16 protein-coding genes are annotated in these 20,587 nt (G+C 72.3%); 7 read left to right on the top strand and 9 right to left on the bottom strand.

Features of this window, described 5'->3' with window-relative positions; all coding sequences use genetic code 11:
• Positions 1 to 5: 5 nt before the first annotated feature.
• Positions 6 to 833, bottom strand: a complete 828-nt coding sequence (locus tag AB0A65_RS19910; protein WP_359953141.1) for an ABC transporter permease — start codon at positions 831 to 833, stop codon at positions 6 to 8.
• Complete coding sequence (locus tag AB0A65_RS19905; RefSeq protein WP_359953139.1) at positions 830 to 1,783, bottom strand: ABC transporter ATP-binding protein; 954 nt, start codon at positions 1,781 to 1,783, stop codon at positions 830 to 832. The genes AB0A65_RS19910 and AB0A65_RS19905 overlap by 4 nt, the downstream gene beginning before the upstream one ends.
• 324 nt (positions 1,784 to 2,107) lie before the next feature.
• Here AB0A65_RS19905 and AB0A65_RS19900 point away from each other — a divergent pair, with 324 nt between their 5' ends.
• On the top strand, positions 2,108 to 3,067 hold the full coding sequence (locus tag AB0A65_RS19900; RefSeq protein WP_359953137.1) for an acyl-CoA desaturase: 960 nt from the start codon (positions 2,108 to 2,110) through the stop codon (positions 3,065 to 3,067).
• A gap of 45 nt (positions 3,068 to 3,112) precedes the next feature.
• On the opposite strand, the gene dnaG is transcribed toward AB0A65_RS19900, so the two are convergent.
• Complete coding sequence (dnaG, locus tag AB0A65_RS19895; protein WP_359953135.1) at positions 3,113 to 4,978, bottom strand: DNA primase; 1,866 nt, start codon at positions 4,976 to 4,978, stop codon at positions 3,113 to 3,115.
• Between the two features lie 342 nt (positions 4,979 to 5,320).
• Here dnaG and AB0A65_RS19890 point away from each other — a divergent pair, with 342 nt between their 5' ends.
• A complete protein-coding gene (locus AB0A65_RS19890) occupies positions 5,321 to 7,966 on the top strand; it encodes a hypothetical protein (protein ID WP_359953133.1) in 2,646 nt (881 codons plus the stop codon).
• A 215-nt stretch (positions 7,967 to 8,181) separates the two neighbouring features.
• Entirely contained in the window at positions 8,182 to 9,345 is a 1,164-nt protein-coding gene (gene dusB / locus AB0A65_RS19885) for a tRNA dihydrouridine synthase DusB (protein ID WP_359953131.1), read from the top strand.
• 72 nt (positions 9,346 to 9,417) lie between these two features.
• On the opposite strand, the gene AB0A65_RS19880 is transcribed toward dusB, so the two are convergent.
• Both AB0A65_RS19880 and AB0A65_RS19875 read right to left on the bottom strand, forming a co-directional pair.
• Positions 9,418 to 9,669 carry a type B 50S ribosomal protein L31 gene (locus AB0A65_RS19880; RefSeq protein WP_359953129.1) on the bottom strand — a complete coding sequence of 84 codons (252 nt, stop codon included), beginning with the start codon at positions 9,667 to 9,669 and terminating at the stop codon, positions 9,418 to 9,420.
• Positions 9,666 to 10,967: a GTP-binding protein gene (locus tag AB0A65_RS19875; RefSeq protein WP_359953127.1), complete on the bottom strand. Its 1,302-nt coding sequence runs from the start codon at positions 10,965 to 10,967 to the stop codon at positions 9,666 to 9,668. Before AB0A65_RS19875 ends, AB0A65_RS19880 begins: the two co-directional genes overlap by 4 nt.
• A gap of 63 nt (positions 10,968 to 11,030) precedes the next feature.
• On the opposite strand from AB0A65_RS19875, the gene rpmB reads away from it, so the two are divergent.
• The 3 genes from rpmB to AB0A65_RS19860 all read left to right on the top strand — a co-directional run bounded on the left by rpmB (position 11,031) and on the right by AB0A65_RS19860 (position 11,970).
• Positions 11,031 to 11,267: a 50S ribosomal protein L28 gene (gene rpmB, locus AB0A65_RS19870; protein WP_359953125.1), complete on the top strand. Its 237-nt coding sequence runs from the start codon at positions 11,031 to 11,033 to the stop codon at positions 11,265 to 11,267.
• Between the two features lies 1 nt (position 11,268).
• Positions 11,269 to 11,574: a 30S ribosomal protein S14 gene (gene rpsN / locus AB0A65_RS19865; RefSeq protein ID WP_359953123.1), complete on the top strand. Its 306-nt coding sequence runs from the start codon at positions 11,269 to 11,271 to the stop codon at positions 11,572 to 11,574.
• A gap of 189 nt (positions 11,575 to 11,763) precedes the next feature.
• A complete protein-coding gene (locus tag AB0A65_RS19860; RefSeq protein ID WP_359953122.1) occupies positions 11,764 to 11,970 on the top strand; it encodes a hypothetical protein in 207 nt (68 codons plus the stop codon).
• Between the two features lie 57 nt (positions 11,971 to 12,027).
• Here AB0A65_RS19860 and AB0A65_RS19855 read toward each other — a convergent pair whose 3' ends face one another.
• Complete coding sequence (locus AB0A65_RS19855; protein WP_359953120.1) at positions 12,028 to 13,194, bottom strand: hypothetical protein; 1,167 nt, start codon at positions 13,192 to 13,194, stop codon at positions 12,028 to 12,030.
• Positions 13,195 to 13,254: 60 nt separating this feature from the next.
• Here AB0A65_RS19855 and AB0A65_RS19850 point away from each other — a divergent pair, with 60 nt between their 5' ends.
• Entirely contained in the window at positions 13,255 to 14,154 is a 900-nt protein-coding gene (locus tag AB0A65_RS19850; RefSeq protein WP_359953118.1) for a hypothetical protein, read from the top strand.
• Here AB0A65_RS19850 and AB0A65_RS19845 read toward each other — a convergent pair.
• From AB0A65_RS19845 to AB0A65_RS19835, 3 genes are all read right to left on the bottom strand, one after another.
• Positions 14,151 to 15,527 (bottom strand): glycine--tRNA ligase, encoded by a 1,377-nt coding sequence (locus tag AB0A65_RS19845; RefSeq protein ID WP_359953116.1) that lies wholly within the window; start codon positions 15,525 to 15,527, stop codon positions 14,151 to 14,153. The two genes, AB0A65_RS19850 and AB0A65_RS19845, sit on opposite strands and share 4 nt — an antisense overlap.
• 217 nt (positions 15,528 to 15,744) lie before the next feature.
• Positions 15,745 to 18,636 (bottom strand): hypothetical protein, encoded by a 2,892-nt coding sequence (locus AB0A65_RS19840; RefSeq protein ID WP_359953114.1) that lies wholly within the window; start codon positions 18,634 to 18,636, stop codon positions 15,745 to 15,747.
• Between the two features lie 34 nt (positions 18,637 to 18,670).
• On the bottom strand, positions 18,671 to 20,542 hold the full coding sequence (locus AB0A65_RS19835; RefSeq protein WP_359953112.1) for an HSP90 family protein: 1,872 nt from the start codon (positions 20,540 to 20,542) through the stop codon (positions 18,671 to 18,673).
• Positions 20,543 to 20,587 lie beyond the last annotated feature (45 nt).

The raw sequence follows: 20,587 nt of genomic DNA, 5'->3' as shown, positions 1-20,587 counted from the left end.
GCTCCCTAGAAGTTGAGGCGTCGCTCGATGACGCGGCGGGCGGCGAACCACCCTGTCACGGCGAGCAGCGCGAGGTAGGCGATGTGGGCGTAGGGCGGGAGTGCGGGCGCGACGTCGGCGGTGGCGGCGCGGGCGAGTTCGGTGCCGTGCCACAGGGGCGAGACCCACACGAGCGGCTGGAGGAACGCCGGCATCTGGTCGGCGGGGAAGAACACCCCGGAGAACAGGGAGATCGGCATGACGGCGAACCGGAAGATCATGTTGAGGTTCGAGTCGTTCTTGAGGGTGGAGGCCCAGGCGTGCATCCAGGGGGCCATCGCGGCGGAGACGAGGGCGGCGGCGATGACGGCGAACGCGGCCCACCAGGAGGCGTAGACGCCGAAGAACGCGAGGACGACGGCGACGATGGTGCAGTTCGTGAAGGGGCGGAACAGGACCGCGTACGCGAGGTGGCCGTTGAGGATGTCGACGGGGCGCAGGGGGGTGGCGCGCTGGGCGAGGTAGCCGCCGCCCCAGTCGGCGTAGCCGCCGAAGACGGGGAAGACCATGTCGTTGCCGAGCATCATGACGGCGACGGAGCAGATGAGGCCGGGGGCGATGAACTGGGCGTATTCGAGGCCGCCGAGGGAGGACGGGTCGATGTAGGCGCCGACGCCGATGCCGATGGAGACCATGTAGAGGATCGGCAGGAGCACGGACGTGAAGATGGTGCCGTGCCAGACGTGCTTGAAGAGGGCGAGCTGGAGGGTGAAGGCGCGCCAGGCGCCTTCGAGGGCGGTGGGGGCCTCGCGGTCGGCGGTCGCCTCGGCGGTGGTGGCTGCGGTGGTGGTCACGCCTCGTCCTCCACGAGGGCGCGGCCGGTGAGGCGGAGGAAGACGTCTTCGAGGGTGGCGCGGCGGGCGAGGACCGAGGACGGGTGGATGTCGCGGGCTTCGAGGGCGGCGCTGGTGTCGTCGGCGTCGTCGGTGTAGACGAGGATCTTGTCGGGGAGGGGCTCGATCTGGGCGCCGACGCCGTCGAGGGTGTGGGCGAGGGCGGCGAGCTCGGCGGTGTGGGCGGTGCCGAAGCGCAGTTCGACGACCTCTTTGGTGACGTGGGTGTCGATGAGCTCGCGGGGGGAGCCGGAGGCGATGATGCGGCCTTCGTCCATGACGACGAGGCGGTCGCAGAGCTGCTCGGCCTCGTCCATGTAGTGGGTGGTGAGGAGGATGGAGACGCCGCGGTGCTTGAGCTGGAAGAGGCGCTCCCAGACGAGGTGGCGGGCCTGGGGGTCGAGGCCGGTGGTGGGCTCGTCGAGGATGACCAGTTCGGGGTCGTTGATGAGGGACCTGGCGATGGCGAGGCGGCGCTGCATGCCGCCGGAGAGGTCGGAGACCTGGTCCTTGGCGCGGGCGGTGAGCTGCACGAAGTCGAGGAGTTCGGCGGCCTTCTCGCGGGCGGCCTTCTTCCTGATGCCGAAGTACCCGGCGTAGACGACGAGGTTCTCGAAGACGGTGAGCATGTCGTCGAGGGTGTTGTCCTGGGGGACGACGCCGAGGCGGGCGCGGATGGCGGCGCCGTCGGTGTGCGGGTCGCGGCCGAAGACCTCCAGGGTGCCGCCGGTGGGTTGCGAGACGCAGCCGATCATCCGCATGGTGGTGGACTTCCCGGCCCCGTTGGCGCCGAGGAAGCCGAACGCCTCCCCGCGGCGGATGGCGAAGTCGACGCCGCGGACGGCCTCGTGCTCGCCGTAGCTCTTCCGCAGGTCGGCGGCGCTGACCAGGATCTCGTTGTCATCAGGCATGCCTTCGAGCCTAGATCCCTCATGTGACATCGTTCCACTCCTTACTCTTCGTGCGGTCCCTTACGCGATCCGGAGTCGGCCCTTACGCTGCGCTGACCGAAGCTGGGAGGGAGCTGGGAAAGGTAGGGCAAGCACTACCCCTATTGACGGGTCAGCGGTAGCGACTTGCGGGCGCCGAACCGGGAGGCTTAGAGGGTCGTGAACGACCCCGACAGAACGGAAGCTCCCATGACGATGACCCTGCCCGTGGCCGAGGCCCCGGCTCCCAAGCGGAGCGGTAGCGACTTCGCCGAACTCGGACGGCGTATCAACGAGGCAGGGTTGATGCAGCGTCGCCCGGCGTACTACGTGATCCGGTTCGCGGCGATGACCGCGGTCTACGTCGGCACATGGGTGGCCTTCGTCATGATCGGCGACACCTGGCTCCAGATGTTCACGGCGGCCTTCCTGGCGCTGGTGAGCACCCAGGTCGCGTTCATCGGCCACGACCTGGCGCACCGCCAGGTGATCCGCAGCCGCGCCACTTCCGAGCGCCTGGGCTGGTTCACCGGCAACCTCGCCAACGGCATGGGCTACGGCTGGTGGAACGACAAGCACAACCGCCACCACGCCAACCCCAACCACGAGGAGCTCGACCCCGACGTCGCCCCTGGCCTGTTCGTGTGGTCGAAGCGCCAGGCGGGCTTCGCGCAGGGCATCGCCACCTGGTTCGGCAAGTACCAGGCGCAGCTGTTCTTCCCGATCCTGCTCCTTGAGGGCCTCAACCTGAACTGGTCGGGCGTCAAGTCGGTCCTGAAGCCGGGCCTGAAGAACCGCGGCTGGGAGGCCCTGTTCCTCGGCCTCCACTGGGCCGCCTACCTGAGCGCCCTGTTCATCGTGCTCTCCCCCGGCAAGGCCGTCGTCTTCCTCCTGGTGCACAAGGCCGTGTGGGGCCTGTACATGGGCTCGGTCTTCGCGCCGAACCACAAGGGCATGCCGACGCTGGTCGGCGAGACCGAACTCGACTTCCTGCGCAAGCAGGTCCTGACCTCCCGCAACGTCAACGGCGGCTGGTTCACGAACTTCGCCCTCGGCGGCCTGAACTACCAGATCGAGCACCACCTCTTCCCGGCCATGCCGTCGGTGAACCTGAGCAAGGCGCAGCCGATCGTGGAGCAGTTCTGCAACGAGAAGGACATCCCCTACCACTCGACGGGCCTGATCGCGTCGTGGAAGGAAGTCCTCGCCGAGCTGCACGCCCACGGCGAGCCGCTGCGCAATCCGCAGCCCGCACCCGCGGCGTAGACCGAATCTTCTAGGCCGCTCCCGGCGACGGGGGCGGCCTTTCGGCTACTCGAAGGCGTTCGCGGCCTGGTCGCGCAGGGACCGCACGTGCTGTTCGAGGCCCATGAGCTGCCCGAACAGGGACATGTACTGGTCCTTGTCGGTGCTGGGGTTGATGCGCTGGAGGCGGCGCTTGAGGTCGGCGACCTCGGCTTCGACGACGGGCCGCTGGATGCGCGCGAGGATCGTGCGCACGTACAGCGCGTCGGGTTCGCCCGCGAGCCGCAGCTCCTCGACGGCGAGTTCGGAGACGAGGGCCCCGGCGGCGATCTCGGCGCACGCGGCCTGGACGGCGGCGACCCAGTTCGGGCCGGCCGTGGCGTGGGCGGCGCCCCCGGCGGCGGCGACGGCCTCGCGGACGGCCCGGTAGTTCGGGTCGGTGTAGGGCGCGGCGTCGACGGCGTCGAAGTAGGGCCCGGCGACCTGCGGCTGCTGCAACGCGACCTTGAGGACCTCGCGCTGGGCGCGCAGCTGCATCGAGTCGGCGCGGGACTCGCGGCGCGGCTGCGGCGGGGCCTCGGCGGGGGCCTGCCCGGCGGCGGCGCCCTGGACGGCGCGGCGCAGCTCGGCCTTCTCCTTGCCGAGGCGCCCGGCGTACACGCCGAGGTACTCCTCGACGAGGCCGCGGTCCTTGACGCGCGCGAGCAGCGGCGCGATGGCGCGGGTGGCGTGGAGGCGGCCCTCGGCGGTGTCGAGGTCGTGCTTGGCGATGGCGCGTTCGATCGCGAACTGCACGAGGGGCGTGTGCCGCTCGATGAGCTCGCGCACGGCCGTGTCGCCCGCGGACTGGCGCAGCTCGCACGGGTCCTGCCCGCCGGGGGTGACGGCGATGTACGTCTGGGAGACGAACCGCTGCTCCTCGTCGAAGGCTTTCAGGGCGGCCCGCTGGCCCGCCTCGTCGCCGTCGAACGTGAAGATGATCCGCCCGTCTGCGGACTCGGAGTCGAACAGGAACCGGCGCAGCACCCGGATGTGCTCGGCGCCGAACGCGGTGCCGCACGTGGCGACCGCCATCGGCACGCCCGCGAGGTGGCAGGCCATGACGTCGGTGTACCCCTCGACGATCACGACCCGGCCGGTCTTCGCGATGTCCTTGCGCGCCAGGTCGATCCCGTAGAGCACCTGCGACTTCTTGTACAGGGGCGTCTCGGGCGTGTTCAGGTACTTCGGGCCCTGGTCGTCGTCGAAGAGCTTGCGCGCCCCGAAGCCGATGACCGAGCCGGACGAGTCGCGGATCGGCCACACCAGGCGGCGGCGGAACCGGTCGATGAGGCTGCCGCTGCGCGAGGGCTTCGCCAGGCCCGCCTGGGTCAGCTCCTCCGCGGTGAAGCCCTTGGCGCGCAAGTGCTTCGCGAGCGCGTCCCATCCGTCGGGCGCGTACCCGCAGCCGAAGGTGGCCGCCGCGTCCCGGTCGAAGCCGCGCGCGGACAGGAACTGCCGGGCCGTCATCGCCTCGGGGGCCAGGAGCTTCCCGGTGTAGAACTCGGCGGCCGCGGTGTGCGCGTCGAGGAGCCGCTGCTTCATGCCGGGCGCGCCCGAGGGGCCGCGCTGCACGCGCCCGTCGATGTCCTCGTACGTGAGCTTCAGCCCGGCCTTGCCCGCGAGCCGCTCCACGGCCTCCACGAACGTGAGCCCGTCGAGCTCGGTGAGGAACGTGATCGCGTCGCCGCCCACACCGCAGCCGAAGCAGTGGTACACGCCCCGCGCGGGGGTGACGTTGAAGCTCGGCGAGCGCTCGTCATGGAAGGGGCACAGCCCCTTGAGGTTGCCGCCGCCGGCGTTGCGCAGGGTGACGCGCTCGCCGATGACCTCGGCGATGTCCACCCGCTCGCGCACGAGCTGGATGTCGGCGTCCCGGATTCGCCCCGCCACTGTTCACCTCTTTCGCTGCCTTCACCATTCTGCCCGGTGGGTCCGACACCGCGGCGGCGGATGCGGCGGTTGTGAGGCGACCGGACGACACGCCCGCGGCGAAGGTCACGTCCCCTTCGGGCATCCCCGAACCGCTTGGCGCCGAAGAACATCCAGGTGGGGGCCCCGCTGTACCATGTTCCTCGTCAACATCTTTCCCGACCACGCCTCACGGTTGCGCGTCCCGATCAGCTAGAGTCGCCTATCATGCCGGACCCATCGCCCGAGCAGCCGCCCTCCTGGCCTCCCACCAGCGAACCCGCGGCCACACCCACGAATCCGCCCCGAATCACCGCGCGCGGGGTGGGTCACCTGCCTTCCGCAGCGCCGGATGAAGAGGCGTCCGATCCCCGTCAGCCCGCGGGCCCGAACCTGTTCGGCGAACCCGCGGCCCGCGACGACCTCGATCCCGAGGCCCGGCGGAACGAGTGGTCGGCCGACCTCGGCGGCGAGCCGCCGCGCGTCGGCGAGGTCCGTGGAACGCTCTTCGAGACCCCGGGCGCGCCCGCGAGCGCGCCCCCGCAGCAGCAGGGCGACTGGGGTGAGTCCGCCGACTGGCCGCCCCGCTCGAACCAGGACTGGATCTCCCAGCAGGGCCACACCCCCCGCGGCCTCTCCGGCGGCGGCGCGGCATGGCCCCCGCCGGGCGTCCCCGGCCAGGCCGGACCCGCCGACCCGGGCGCCGCCCCCGCGTCCGGGCCGGGCTTCAACGCCCCCGAGCCGCAGCAGCAGGGCGGGAGCCTGGAATTCCCCGAGCTGCGCGCCGACCCGTACGAGGCCGACGTGTACGGCCAGACCCAGTACCGCGGCGACTCCGGCGGGCAGGACCTCTACCAGTCCGACCCGTACCAGGCCGACCGGCTCGCGGCCGAGGCCCAGGCCGCCCGCGAGGCGTACCAGGCCGAGCAGCAGCAGTACCAGGCCGACCCGTTCCCGGCCGCCCCCCAGGGCGCGTACCCGGAGCAGCCGCAGTACCAGGAGCAGTACCAGGAGCAGGGCGCCTTCGGGCAGACCCCGCAGGACGCCTACCAGCAGGACCTGGCCCCGGCGCCGGCCCCGAACGCGTTCCAGGAGCAGCCCCAGGGCGCGTTCCAGGAGCAGGCGTTCGGCGGCGGGCAGCAGCAGTACGGGGAGCAGCCGCCCGCGGCGTTCCCCGAACCGCCGCAGAGCTCTTACGGCGCCGAGCGGTTCCCCGCCGACGCCCCGCAGCCCTTCGGCGAGCAGGCCGCGGTCACCGAGACCGTGCCCGCCGAAGCGGTCCCCGCGCAGCGCCGCAGCGAAGAGACCGCCGCCGAGCCGGAGCCCTCGCAGGCTCCGCCGGTGCGCGCCGCGCCGCCGACGCACCGCGGCGTCCGCTACGCCATCTACGGCATCGGCGGGCTCATCACGCTCGGCCTCATCATCGGCATCGTCCTCATGCTGGGCGCGGCCCCGCCGAGCGAGCCGTCCAACCCCGGCGACGAGTCCAGCGACGGCGGCGCCAGCGAGAGCCCCGGCGCCGACGAGGCCCTGAGCGCCGAGCAGTACGCGCAGCTCGCCGGAGCCGCGGGCACCGCCGAGTGGTTCGCCTGGCGCTACGGCGAGGCCGGCGCCCCCTCGGGCGCCGAGGAAGTGGCCGCGACCGGCGGCGACGCCCTCGCCACCGCGCCGCTCCTGGGCGACGCGGACCGCAGCGTCCAGGGCCAGCTCGGGTACCTCACCGACGAGTCCGGGCTCAGCGGCATCGACCACGTCACCGCCGTCGAGTCCACCGACGACCTCATCGGCCTCACGCCCCGCGCGGGCGGCCGGTTCTCCGAGGACGGCGCGCCCGAACTCGAACTCCAGGAGGGCTCGACCGCCGAGTGCATCGCCGGTCTCGGCGTGGACCTCGGCCGCCCGGTCGCGCTCGCGCGGCCGGAGCAGAGCGACGAGGTCAGCGCGCACTCGGTGATCGCGTTCTCGTCCGGGGTCATCGCGACCGCGGGCATCTCGGGGGCGCAGGGCGGCACGTGCCTGCTCCTGCCCGACGGGCAGGTCCCCACCGACGTCGCGCTCACCGACGGGAACGAGCTGGCGCTCGTGACCACCTGGAACCCGGCGTCGCAGACCGGCGCGCTCGTGGTGATCGCCATGGGCGACAAGAGCGGCTCGTACTCGTCGAGCTGGTCGGAGTCCTACCCCGGCCTGCCGAACCCCGGGCACTTCGCCACGGCGCAGGTCCTCGGGACCGTCGCGCTGCCGTTCACGGCGCCGACCTCGGTCGACGCGTGGTCGGACTCGGCCGGCTCGCTCGCGCTGGAGCGCGGGACCGTGGAGGACGGGGCGCAGCGCGACACGGTCGCGGGCTCCGGGTACGCGGTCGTCGGCGACCTGAGCGCGAGCCAGGTCGCGGTCGTGGACCTGACCTCGACGCTGCAAGGAATCGCCGCGCAGTACTACGACGGCACGGCGCTCGCGTTCGACGCCGTCGCCGGTGAGGCGCTGCCGTTCGACGGCGGCGTGGCCGACGTCGCGGCCGCGGAGGCCGGTCCGGCCGTCGCGACGAGCGACGGGACGGTCCACGAACTGGACCGGGAGCTCGCGGAGACCGCGGCCACGGAGGTCGGGGCGAACCCGACGTGCCTGGTCGTGGGCGCGCAGAGCGGCCAGTTCATCGCGACGAGCCGCGGCACCGGGACGATCAGCTGGGTCGCGGGCGGCGAGGTCGCCAAGCAGCTCGCGGACTCGCGGCTGACCGACCCGCTGTGCGCTTCGGAGACGCCCGCGCTCGACGTGAAGAACTACGCCGGGACCGCCGCGGTGGTCCTGGTCTCGGACTTCGAGGGCCAGAAGCTCCACGCCTACCTCGACGGCCAGGCCACGATCCCCGGCGGCGCGGCCGTCGGCGGCGACGGCTTCAGCTACGCGGGGGCCTACGAGGTCGCCGGAAAGCCCTGGGCCGCCTCGGTCACGGTCGACCTTGAGTAGCACCGATGAAGAGCTGAAGGCAGTAGACCGTCCCTAGCCCCCACCCTCCCAGAGGGGACCGTGGGTGCCAGCTTTGCTCGCGGGTCCGACAAGAATCGGGCCCGCGAGCGTTCTTGTCCCCCGAAAGAGGTCGCCTGCCCCAGGGGCGCCGCTCCGCGGCGGCGGTCACGCCGCCGGGTTTTGGCACTCGGCGCCGACGCTGGGATAATCGACCGGTGACGAATCAGCTCTCGCTCGCGGGCAAGCCCGTGTCCCCGCCCGTGGTCCTGGCGCCGATGGCCGGGATCACGAACCTGCCGTTCCGGAAGCTCTGCCGCGAGCAGGGCGCGGGGATCTACGTGTGCGAGATGATCACGACGGTGGCGCTCACCGAGCGGAACCCGAAGACCATGCGGCTCATCGAGTTCGACCCGGACGAGGAGACGCGCAGCCTCCAGCTGTACGGCGTGGACCCCGAGGGGGTGCGCAAGGCCGTGCGGATGGTCGTGGAGGAGGACCTCGCCGACCACGTGGACCTGAACTTCGGCTGCCCGGTCCCGAAGGTGACCCGGCGCGGCGGCGGTTCCGCGCTGCCGTGGAAGCGGCGCCTGTTCAAGGAGATCGTGACCGCGGCCGTGGACACCGCGGCCGAGCGGGGGATCCCCGTCACCGTGAAGATGCGCAAGGGCATCGACGACGACCACCTCACCTACCGGGAGGCGGGCCTGATCGCGCAGGACGCGGGGGTCGCGTGGGTGGCGCTGCACGGGCGCACTGCGGCCGAGCGGTACTCCGGGACCGCCGACTGGGACGCCATCGCCGACCTCAAGGGACTGCTGGACGTGCCGGTGCTCGGCAACGGCGACGTCTGGGAGGCCGACGACGCGGTCCGCATGGCCGCCCAGACGGGCTGCGACGGCGTCGTGGTCGGCCGGGGCTGCCTGGGTCGGCCCTGGCTCTTCGGGGACCTTGAGGCGGCGTTCAGCGGGCGGGAAACGCGCCTCATGCCGTCCCTCGGGGAGGTCGCGAAGGTCATGCTGCGGCACGCGCAGCTCCTCGTGGAGTGGATCGCGGGCGCCGAGTCCTACGAGGCGCGGCGGAACATCAATGCAGAGGAGCACGGCTGCCGCGAGTTCCGCAAGCACGTCGCCTGGTACCTCAAGGGGTTCCCGGTCGGCGGCGAGCTGCGCCGCGAGCTGGCGATGGTCTCCAGTCTCAACGAGCTGGAGGACCTGCTCGGGAAGCTCGACGCGGACGCGCCGTTCCCCGAGTCCACGATCGGCAAGCCGCGCGGGCGCACCAACTCCCCCGGCAAGGTCTCGCTGCCCGACGGGTGGCTCGACGACCGCGACGACCGGACGGTCCCCGTGGGGGCCGAGATCGACTCCTCCGGCGGCTGAGCCGCCTATACCTGCGGACACGACAGCAGGGGCCTCCCGGTGCCGGGGAGGCCCCTGCTGCGGTCGCTGCCGCTACTTGCCCTTCTGGCCGTAGCGCTTGTAGAACTTGGCGACGCGGCCCTCGTCGTCCATGACGCGGCTCTTGCCGGTCCAGAACGGGTGCGAGGCCGAGGAGATCTGGACGTCGATCACCGGGTAGGTCCGGCCGTCCTCCCACTCCACGGTCTCGGCCGAGGTGGCCGTGGACCGCGTGAGGAAGGCGAAGTCGGCGCCGCGGTCGCGGAAGACCACGTAGTCGTAGTTCGGGTGTATGCCTTGCTTCATTCCTGAATCCCTTCCTTGCCATCGAGACAACCCTCGAACGGGTCTGCGTATTCCCGCCATGCGTCCGGACCGGCGGCGGCCTCCTCGTCGGTGAGGAGGCACGCGTCGAGGACGGCGGCCAGCTCGTCGGCCGCGAAGTGCAGGCCGACGAACGCGAGCTGGACCTCCCGGTCGCCGTAGTCGGCGTCCCAGTGCAGGTCGGCGTTGACGCGGCGCTCGGGGCTGGACTCGTCCCACTCCGCGTCGGGGGTGGCGGCGAGCCAGCGGCCGAGGCCGCCCATGGCGACCCCGCCGCCGCTCGACTCCCAGGCCGCGATCGCGTCGGGCTGGGACGCGAGCCACAGGTGGCCGCGGCCGCGGAGCGTCGAGCCGGCGATCTGCGGGAGGGCCTCGTGGAAGCGGCCGGGGTGGAACGGGCGCCGGGCCCTGTAGAGGACGGCGACGACGCCGCAGTCCGGTTCGGGCTCATGACATCCGACGGCGTAGCCCTCCAGGCCGCGGCCGTAGGGCTCGGGCCCGTCGGGGTCGAAGCGGCCGCTGCGGCGCAGGCGCGCCGACAGCGCCTCCGAGTGCGCCGCGCGCAGTGCCGCGGCCTCGGGGCCGGGGGCCGCGGGCTCGTCGTGGTCGGCGACGAGGTGGCGGGCCCAGGGGTTGAGCCGCTGGAGGAGGACCGCGAGGCGGGTGTGCTCGAAGTCGGCACCGGTGCCGGGGGCCCAGAGGAGGACGGTGTCGGCGTACTCGATCTGGCGGGCGGCCGTGTCGGCGACGGAGCGGGCGTCGTCGGCGGCGGCGTGGAGGCCGCGGTCGGCGAGGTCCTGGTCGGAGTCGAGGGTGTCGAGGAGGGTCGCGGGGTCGCAGACGGCGACCACGGAGTCGATGCGGACCGCGTCGGTGACGGGCCTGCCGTCGATCTCGCACCAGGCGCACGCGGCGGTGACGGTGTCGGGCTCCATGGACGGCGGCAGGACCAGCGCGATGTCCGAGCCGGGCCGCTCGCGGGCGAGCCGCACGAGCGCCGGGAGGAGGTCGTCGCGGACGGTGCAGGACAGGCAGCCGTGGGCCAGGACCGTGCGCTCGTCCTCGATCGTGCCGCGGCCGTCGCGCACGGTGCGGCGGACGGCCCCGTCGGCGGCGAGCGCGGTGAGGTCGTAGCCGACGACGAGGAGGGTCGGGTCGGTGCGGGCGAGCAGGTCGGCGGCGGCACGGACGGCGCCGGGGGCGAAGCCGGTGAGGAGCGTCAGGGCCGGGCGCAGGTCGGCGCGGGTGCCGGCGGGTCCGGGTTGAGCGAGCTGGGACATGGGACCTCCGATCTAACTGAAAACGATTGTCATTATAGTGGTGATGATCGAGAGGAGGGCACCGTGTCCAGAACTTGCGACGTGACCGGGGCCGGGCCGGGCTTCGGCAACAACGTGCCGTGGTCCAAGCACAAGACCCGGCGCCGCTGGGACGTGAACCTGCAGACCAAGCGGTACTACCTGCCCAGCGAGGGGCGGCAGGTGCGGCTGCACCTGTCCGCCAAGGGGATCAAGATCGTCGACCGCGACGGCATCGAGGCCGTCGTACATCGCATCAGGAATCAAGGAAGGAAGGTCTGAGATGGCGAAGAAGAGCGCGATCGCGCGGCAGCGGCGGCGCGAGGTCCTGGTGGACCGGTACCGGGAGCGGCGGGCGGAGCTGAAGCGCCTGGTCGCGGCCCCGGGGACGGCGCCGGAGGAGCGGGCGGCGGCGGTGCGGGCGCTCCAGCGGCTGCCGCGGGACTCCTCGCCGGTGCGGCTGCGGAGCCGCGACGCCGTGGACGGGCGGCCGCGTGGCGTATACCGCAGGTTCCAACTGTCGCGTGTCCGACTCAGGGCGATGACGCACCGCGGAGAATTGCCCGGAATACGGAAATCGTCCTGGTAGGAGCCTCACCTGAACGGTTGATAAGGCGACCCTGACCTGCACCCCCGGCGATCCATTGGCATGAAACCGTTATGTGCCCGTCGCCGGGGGGCGCTAATCTGGGCGGTGCGAGTGCGCTGTGAGACTGCTCTCAAGCCCGGAACCATGCGAGCCGTTTCTGCGTTTGACTCGGATAGAGACTAAGGAGCGATGAACGCAATGGTCCAGCAATTGGAGACCGCCCCGGCCGAGGCGCCCGAACCCGTCGAACTCTCGCACGAGGTCGAGGCCACCGTGCCGGCGAGCCCCGCGTCCCTCTGGGCGTCGGAGAGCCGCGGCCACTACTCCATCACCCACACCGACCGCGCCGCCGCGCCCGCGTGGGTCGACTGCGACTGCGTCATCCACAGCGACTGACGTCCCGGGACGACTGAGCTGCGCGGCCTCCGGGCCGCACGGTCGCTGCGCCGCGCCTCAGTCCACTTCCACGAGGGAACTGCACCGTTCGAGCGTCGTGCCGTCGGGCCGGTGGATGGCCGCGCCCCCCGCGAAGTCCAGGTCCGCGTAGAGGCCGTCGGCCCAGACCGGGCAGCTCGCCACCGCGTCGCGGGGCGTCCCGTCCTCGGTGACCACGACCGGGATGCGCGCCTCGCCGGGCACGGTCGTCACCAGGATGAAGCCCTGGAGCAGCTCGTACCCCCACCACTGCGCCCGGACCTCCGGGTAGGCGGTGATCTCCCAGACCGCGCCGGGCGCGGGCGCGACGGTGCGGGACGCGTCGTCGGGGAACGCGAACGGGCAGTCCACCGGGTCGGGGTCGATCGCGCAGCGGTCGAGGTGCGCGCGCAGCGCCTCCTCGATGAGCGCCTCCCCCTCCGGCGAGACCGTGGGCCACGGGATCGGCAGCCACTCGTCCGCGTACTCGGCGCCGAGCGGGATGAACCGGTTCCCGAGCGTCAGCAGGACCCCCTCGGTCTCCAGCTCCATCGTGGACGGCAGCTCGGGGTAGAACTCGTAGATCCCCGGCAGCAGCACGATGTTCGTGATCCCCATGGCCTCGTCCACGGGGACGGTGACGCCGTTGACGTCGAGGTGGTCGAAGGCCGGGTACGCCTCGGAGCCGCTGAGCGCGTTCTCGATGCGGACCTCGCCGTCCTCGATGCCCACGAAGTACCGGAACCCGACCCGGGTCCCGTCGAACGCCTCGATCTCGGCGTACACCTGCGACACGTACCGGCCCTCGCGGGCGCTCGGCGCGCTCGCGACCTGCCCGACCTCCACGATGCTCCAGCGGGTGTCGAGCGCCTCGTCCACGAGGAAGTCGCCGGTGGCGTGCGGCTGGTCGGTGAAGGCCAGGGCCCCTTCGATGTCGCCCGCCTGCGCGGCCTCCAGGAACCCGGTGACGACGCTCTCCGCGTCGTGCTCGCCGAACGGGGCCCACTTGGCGACGGCGACCGCGCCCGCGGCGAGGAGCAGCAGGACCGCGGCGAACGCCATGGCGGCGTTGGGGAAGCGGAAGCGGCGCTTGGGGGGCTCCGCGGGGAGCGGGGCCGGGGCGGCCTCGTCGGGGGGCGCGTCGACCGCGCCGAGGTCGATCGAGTGCTCGTCGCCCCAGCGGTCGGGTGACGCCGCTCCGGACACTCTGGCTCCTCGACTGCTACCGTGGTCCACAAAGTGTAGCGTTCTCACACGGGACCCCCGATGCCCTCGACCAGCTGGATCAGCGCCCCCGCAAGGCGACTGCGGCGGTTCGCGGCGCGTGTCGTCCACCGGACCGCGCCCATGCCGCACCTGCCGTTCGCGGTGGCGCTCGCGGCCTGCGCGGCGGCCCTGGCGGTGTCCCTCGAATGGCAGCCGCTCCCCGACGACGGCGTCGCCGACGTCTCCGAACTGGGCACCTCCCCCGCGCTCGCCCCCGACTTCACCTCGGGGCCGCAGGTCGAGTTCGAGATCCTGGAGTACGGGTTCAGCCCCGTCGTCGACGAGCTGGGGACGCCGCGGGTGATCCTCGGCGCGGTCCTGCGCAACCCGTACGACACGGCGATGCTCACGCCCGGCTCGCTGGACGTGTGGGCCGTCGCCGCCGACGGCACCGAGGACGACCTGGAGAGCTTCTACCCCAACCCGATCCCCGCCGACACCACCGTGCAGCTCGGGTTCGTGCTCTCGGCGGCCCTGTTCGACCTGCCCGTGGAGAGCCTGCGCCTGACCTCCCGCGAGCCCTCGTTCCTCGCCCCCGAACCCGCCGACCTCACCCCCGAGCAGCAGGACTGGGTGTACGTCGCGCCCCTCCCGGAGCTGTCGGTGCTCGCGGTGGACCCGCTGCTCAGCCCCGACGGCTACCGCGTCCACTACTCCGTGGAGAGCGCCGTCGAGCAGGAGATCCGGGTGTCGATCATGTTCCGCGACGAGGAAGGCGTGCTCATCGGCGGCCTCCCCGCCGGGCAGGACCCGTTCTCGTTCGACCTCGGCTCCGCGGGCTGGCGCACCGTCGCCGCGGGCGAGTCGGTGCAGGAGCTGGACCTGCACGCCTCCTGGATACCCGAAGGGGCCGACCTCGACAGGATCGAGATCGGCCCCCGGACGATGGGCGGCGGTTAGAGCCGTTCGAGGAGGTAGCGCTCGACCTGGTCGAGGGCCACGCGCTCCTGCTTCATCGAGTCGCGGTCGCGGATCGTCACGGCCTGGTCCTCCAGGGTGTCGAAGTCCACGGTGATGCAGTACGGCGTGCCGATCTCGTCGGCGCGGCGGTAGCGGCGGCCGATCGCACCGGCGTCGTCGAAGTCGACGTTCCAGTGGCGGCGCAGGCGCGCGGCCAGGTCCTTCGCCTTCGGCGACAGGTCCTCGTTGCGGCTCAGCGGCAGCACCGCGGCCTTGACGGGGGCCAGGCGCGGGTCGAAGCGGAGCACCGTGCGCTTGTCGACGCCGCCCTTGGTGTTCGGGGCCTCGTCGACGTCGTACGCCTCCAGCAGGAACGCCAGCACCGAGCGGGTCAGGCCCGCCGCGGGCTCGATGACGTACGGCGTCCACCGCTCGCCCTTGGCCTGGTCGAAGTACGACAGGTCGGCGCCCGAGTGCTTCGAGTGCGTCGACAGGTCGAAGTCGGTGCGGTTCGCGATGCCTTCGAGCTCGCCGAACTCGCTGCCCGCGAAGTTGAAGCGGTACTCGATGTCGACGGTGCGCTTCGAGTAGTGCGACAGCTTGTCCTGCGGGTGCTCGAAGCGGCGCAGGTTCGCCTCGGACAGGCCGAGCCCGGTGTACCAGTTCCAGCGCTCGTTCAGCCAGTACTCGTGCCACTCCTCGTCCGTGCCCGGCTCGACGAAGAACTCCATCTCCATCTGCTCGAACTCGCGGGTGCGGAAGATGAAGTTGCCCGGCGTGATCTCGTTGCGGAAGCTCTTGCCGGTCTGCGCGATGCCGAACGGCGGCTTGCGGCGCGAGGCCGTCATCACGTTCGTGAAGTTCACGAAGATGCCCTGCGCGGTCTCCGGGCGCAGGTAGTGCGTGTTCTCGGAGTCCTCGACGGCGCCCAGGAACGTCTTCATCATGCCGTTGAACATGCGCGGCTCGGTGAAGGAGCCGCGGGCCCCGCAGTGCGGGCACGCGAGGTCGGCGAGGCCGCCCTCGGGCTCGGCGCCGTCGTGCTTCTCCTGGTACGCCTCGACGAGGTGGTCGGCGCGGAAGCGCTTGTGGCAGGACTGGCACTCGGTGAGCGGGTCGGTGAACTCCTCCAGGTGGCCGCTGGCGACCCACACCTGGGGGTTGAGGACCACGGCGGAGTCGAGGCCGACGACGTCGTCGCGCTCCCGGACCATCGCGTTCCACCACTCGCGGCGGATGTTCTCCTTCAGCTCCACACCGAGCGGGCCGTAGTCCCAAGCAGAGCGGGTGCCTCCGTAGATCTCCGAACTGGGGAAGACGAAGCCGCGGCGTTTGGACAGGCTGATGAGCGCTTCGGTGCGGTCCTGGGACACGATGATTCCTCTCGATCCGGCTGGCGGTCGGTGAGACTGCGGATAGGTTCCGCGAACAGACTGTTCGCTTTTCGGCGGATGTTCAACCCAGTTTCGACCAGGTGCTGAACGTTCGGACACACCAAGTGTGCGCCCATGCCGCCAGTGCGCAAGCGTACCTCGCGCGGGCGGCCCCGCCGCCGTCAGGCCCGCCGCGTCACGCGACCGCGCCGCCGCGTCAAGCCCCCGCCGCGCCCCCGCGCAGATCCGCGAGGTGCTGCACGAAGCCCTCCCGGGCCTCCGCGTGTTCCGGCGACGCGAGCCAGCCCAGGGCCTCCTCGCCCGTCTCCACCGCGCCCGCCGCGTCCCCCAGCTCCGACAGCAGCCACATCGTCTGGTGCGCCGTCAGCGACGCCCGCTCCAGCAGCAGCGGGCCGTCCCGGAACACCGCGAGCGCCCGCCGCTGGAGGTCGAGCACCGGCTCGGCCTCGTCGCGGCGCAGCCCCGGGTCCCCGGCCTGCGACTCCAGGAACTGGAACGTCAGCTGCGCGTGCTGCCGGTAGGTCTCCCCCAGCTCGAAGCGGGCCGCCTCGCGGACCTCATCGGGCAGGTCCCGGTCGGCGCGCTGCGCGATCAGGCCCGCGGCGATGTGCGCCATCGACTGGAGGCCCTCGCCGAACGCGGCGTCCCCGGAGATCGTGCGCAGCAGCCACACCCGGGCGCGGCTCACCCGCGCCCACGACGTGAGGTCGCCGATCTCCTCGGCGGCCTCGGCGGCGCGCGTGTACACCTCCAGGGCGTGGTCGTGCTCGCCGAGCTTCTCCAGCAGCTCCCCGGTGAGGAACAGCGTGTCCGCGTAGAGGGGGGCGCGGCCGAGCTCGGGGCGGGTCTCCATGAGCGCGAGCGCGGCGAGGCCGTGCTCGACGCCGCGGCGGGTGTCGTCCTGCTTGTCGTACGCCTCGGCGAGGTTGAAGCGGATGTTGCAGGCCCGCCACGCCTCCGCGTCGGGGAGGTCGTCGAGGGCCGCTTCGAGGATCGGGACGGCCTCGGCGCGCCGGTCCAGCTCCACGAGCGCGGTGCCCATGAGGTGGCGGGCGACGGCCCCGGGGACGGCCATGCCGACCGCGTCGCAGTGCACGGACGCGGCGAGGGCGTGCTCGTAGGTGCCCGCGTGGTCGCCGCGGCGCATGCAGAACTCGGCGGCCTGGAGGTGGAGTTTCGCGGCGATGGTGCGGCTCGGCTCGTCGCCGAGGGCGGTGAGGCCGTCGCGGGTGACGGCGTACGCCTGCTCGAAGTCGCCGGCGAGGCCGATCTGGTCGGCGAGGTCGGCGCTGGCGCGGGCCACGGCCCATCCGGCGTCGGCGGCGCGGGCGACGTCGCGTTCGGCGGTGAGCAGCCAGGTCTTCGCGTCGGTGTCGTCGGTGAGGCGGGCGCGCAGGTCGAGGAGGTCGCAGCGGCGGATGAGCGCGTAGCGGCGGTCGGGCAGGTCGGCGAGTTCGGCGTCGAGGGCCTCGGCGCGGGCGTCGAGGTCGGGGGCGGGGTCGCCGGTGAGGTACTCGGCGCGCATGGCGAGGACCTGGCTGGTGTGCAGGCTGCGGTCGTCGATGCGGTGCTCGCCGCGCAGCCGCTGTGCCGTGGCGGCGACCTGCGCGGCCCCGGCCTTCACCTCGGCGGGGGCGGCCTCGGCGCGGTGGATGAGCAGGAACGCCTCGGCGACGAGCGCGCGGCCGGGCTGGCCGGCGGTGCCGAAGAGGGCCACGGCGCGGCGCAGCCCCGCCTCCACGGCCTCGGGGTCGTCGGCGCGCGCGGACTCGGCGTGGGCGATCTCGGCGCGGTGCTCGGCGATCAGCTCGATGCCCAGCCGGTCGGCGATGGCGCCGACCTTCAGCCAGGCCTTCCACGTGTCCGGGGAGCACGCGTCGTACGCGGCGTACGCGGCGTCGATGGCCGCGTCGAGCGCGGGGCCCTCGACGGGCTCGTCCGCGGGCAGCTCCACGCGGGCCTCGACGGCGCGGGGCTCCTTGAGACCCAGGTGGACCGGCTCGTCGTAGGGCGTGGACTCCACGACGCACGCGGACATGCGGGAGTGGTGGTCGCTGCCGTTGCGGGCGTCGAAGCGGGCGCAGATCGCGGTCCGCTCGGCCTCGGCCCAGTCGTGCAGCCCGGCGGCGGTCCACTCGCGCCCGCCCGGGCCGGGCACGGCCGCGTCGGCGAACCCGAGGGCCGCGAGGCGGCGGCACGTGAGCACGGCGACCTCCAGGAGCCGCTGGCGCTCGCGGACCCCGAGGTCGAGGTCGAAGAAGCGGGCGTGGTCGGCGAGGATCTCCACGGCCCGGTGCTCGTTCCCGGTGAGCGCGCAGAACTCGATGTGCAGCGCGATCATGGGGACCATGTCCTCCTTGCCGCGGCACATCTGGTAGCCGCGCAGGTGGTTCGCGCGGGCCTCGCCGGGGCGGCCCAGCTCCACGAGCGGCAGCAGCGACAGTGCCAGCCCGTAGTGCGGCTCGTGGGCGCACGAGTGCTCGCCCGCGAGGACCGGTTCGAGCATCTCCATGGCCGCGTCCGCGGAGTCCTCCTCGGCGTAGAACACGATCGTGGCGAGGGTCGTGAACTGGCAGGCGGTGCAGTCGGACATGTCGTCCTCCTCGGCCTCGCCGAGGGCCTCGATCGCGCGCGCGACCCGGTCGTAGTCGCCGGTGTGGAACGCCAGCTGCATCTCGTAGGCCGCGGGCGCGTGCATCGAGTACCCGGCCTCGGCGTAGCGGCGGCGCATCTCCTGAAGCCAGTGCTCGATCGATTCGAGCGGCACGTCCGGCTGCTCGATCATCGAGTCGACGATCCACTTGAACGTCCAGTACAGGGAGCGCGTCAGGTACGCGTCGAAGTGCTCGGGCCGGGTGTCGAAGGAGCGCAGGAGCCGCGCGAACGGCACGAGCAGGCGCGTGGAGTCGCGGGAGAACTCGTAGGCGTCGACCAGGCCGTTGAGCGCGTAGTTGACCAGCTCTGGGTCGCCGACCGCGTCCGCGGCCTCGACGGCCCGCTCCAGTGCCGCGACCTTCGCCTCGCCGGCCTCCTCGAAGCGGGCCTCGTTGAGCAGACGCCAGATCGCGTCGGGGTCGGGAGTGGCCATCGCGGGTCCTCGGTCTTTCTCGGCGGGGGTTCGTCTAATCCTTTGTAACGTGTTCCAGCAGGTTCATGAAGGAGCGGTTGAGGAGCGCGGTATCGGCGCTGCGCAGCGGCCGGTGGCTCATGAGCAGGGCCTGCCCGTACAGCGACTCGACGGCGGTCCCGGCCAGGTCCGCGTCGGCGATGCCGCTGACGCGCCGCACGGTGGGGTTGCGGTGGTTGAGGACCAGCTGCGCGCGCGGCGCGTGCTGCTTGATGGAGGCGAGGATGCCGCCCCACAGGTCGTCGGCCTGCGCCTCCGCCTCGGCGCGCTGGCGTTCGCGGCGGGCCTCGCGGTCGTCGAGGAGCAGCGCAGGCACCGAGACGGGGTTGAACTCGCGCACGACCACGTCGACGTCCACGGCGTCGAGGCGGGCGCGGGCGGCGGCCAGGAACGACTGGAGGGCCAGCTCCTCGCGGGCGGGGACGGGGTCGAGGCTCGCGGAGATGACGCCAGGCTGGAGGTTCTCGATCTTCACGTCGGGGTCGAGGCGCGGCAGGGCCTGCACGAGTTCGGCGTCGTAGGTGTAGCCGCCGTTGACGACGCCGATGCCCTGGGCGGCGGCGATCTGGGCGACCTGGCGGAACTCGTCGACCGTGGAGGCGAGGTAGACCGGCTGGTAGGCGCGGGCGAACTCGGGGAGGCTGGTGCGCCCGGCGGTGGTCTCGAACCGCAGCCACGGGAGCATCGCGGCGAGCAGCTCCTCGTCGTGGCGGGCGAGGGCCTTGACGCCGAGCTCGTGGACGGCGAGGAACGCCTCCAGGCGGCTCGGGTCCTCGGCGGCGAGGCGGGAGATCCACTCGCGGATCTGCGCGCCGATCGCGTCGCGGGCCACGGCCAGGGCCTCGTCGTCGTAGAGGGACTCGCGGGACGCGGTGGGGCGCAGGGAGTCCGTGTCCACGACGCAGCGGACGAAGAACGCCCACTCGGGGACCAGGTTGTCGGCGGTCTCGGTGAGCAGCATCCGCTTGAGGTGCACGCGGTGCGCGGGCCGGGCGGAGGGGGACGCGGCGTGCGGGAGCACGAAGGCGACGCCCTTGAGCCCGGAGAGCGGCACGTCGAGGTCGATGACGTCGAGGGGCGGGAAGCCCATGACGTTCTCGCAGTAGCGGTTCAGGGCGACGCGCCGCGCGGTCGCGTTGGGGTGCTGCCGCTCCCACAGCGGCGGCGTGTCGGTGATCCGCTCGGGGGCGCCGCCGCCGGACACGGTGACGTCCACCGGCAGCAGGGAGCCGTACTCGCGGGCGAGCTGGACGACGCGGTGCGGCTGGAGCCAGTCCTCGCCGGGGCGGCCGGTCAGCTCGACCGTGGTGCCCGGCTCGGGGTGCTCGGCGTCGGGGACCTCGGTGACGGTGTAGGAGCCGTCGTCGCGCGCGGACCAGCGGACCACGGGCGCGTCGGGGTCCTTCGCGGACTTGGAGGTCACGGTGATGACCGACGCCACGGTGAAGCACGCGAGGAGGCCGATCCCGAACTGCCCCAGGAAGTCCCGGCGCGCGCCCTCGATCTCCTCGTCCCGCTTGGACGAACCGCCGATCGTGGCGAGGAGCTTGTGGACCTCCGCGACCGTAAGCCCCACACCGGGATCGGTGATGAGCAGCCGCGCACCCTCGGCGGTGATCCGCACCGGGGCGCCCTCGGCGGCGAAGCCGGGGTCGATCTGGCGGCGCGCGGTGACGGCGTCGACCGCGTTCTGGAGGAGCTCGCGCACGTACACCTTCGGCGAGGAGTACAGGTGGTGCGAGAGCAGGTCCACCAGTCCGCGCAGGTCCACTTGGAACGTATGGGAAGTGGGCGTTGTCTCAGACACGGCGCGTCCTGCTCTGATCGGAGGTCGTTCAGCGTCAGTCAGACTAGCAAACCGCCGCATCCCCGGGACGCGTGAAAACCCCGCTCCGAGCGGCCACCCCCGCTG

This window comes from Glycomyces sp. NPDC047010 (assembly GCF_040644205.1).
Taxonomy (GTDB): domain Bacteria; phylum Actinomycetota; class Actinomycetes; order Mycobacteriales; family Micromonosporaceae; genus Glycomyces.
Note: the sequence above shows the minus strand (reverse complement) of the source record. Positions and strands in the feature narration are given on the sequence as shown.

Coding starts and splice junctions, on each gene's coding strand:
- AB0A65_RS19905 (WP_359953139.1), bottom strand. CDS start 1,783: ATGCCTGATGACAACGAGATCCTGGTCAGCGCCGCCGACCTGCGGAAG.
- AB0A65_RS19900 (WP_359953137.1), top strand. CDS start 2,108: ATGCAGCGTCGCCCGGCGTACTACGTGATCCGGTTCGCGGCGATGACC.
- AB0A65_RS19880 (WP_359953129.1), bottom strand. CDS start 9,669: ATGAAGCAAGGCATACACCCGAACTACGACTACGTGGTCTTCCGCGAC.
- AB0A65_RS19875 (WP_359953127.1), bottom strand. CDS start 10,967: ATGTCCCAGCTCGCTCAACCCGGACCCGCCGGCACCCGCGCCGACCTG.
- rpsN (WP_359953123.1), top strand. CDS start 11,269: ATGGCGAAGAAGAGCGCGATCGCGCGGCAGCGGCGGCGCGAGGTCCTG.
- AB0A65_RS19860 (WP_359953122.1), top strand. CDS start 11,764: ATGAACGCAATGGTCCAGCAATTGGAGACCGCCCCGGCCGAGGCGCCC.
- AB0A65_RS19850 (WP_359953118.1), top strand. CDS start 13,255: ATGCCCTCGACCAGCTGGATCAGCGCCCCCGCAAGGCGACTGCGGCGG.
- AB0A65_RS19840 (WP_359953114.1), bottom strand. CDS start 18,636: ATGGCCACTCCCGACCCCGACGCGATCTGGCGTCTGCTCAACGAGGCC.
- AB0A65_RS19835 (WP_359953112.1), bottom strand. CDS start 20,542: ATGCGGCGGTTTGCTAGTCTGACTGACGCTGAACGACCTCCGATCAGA.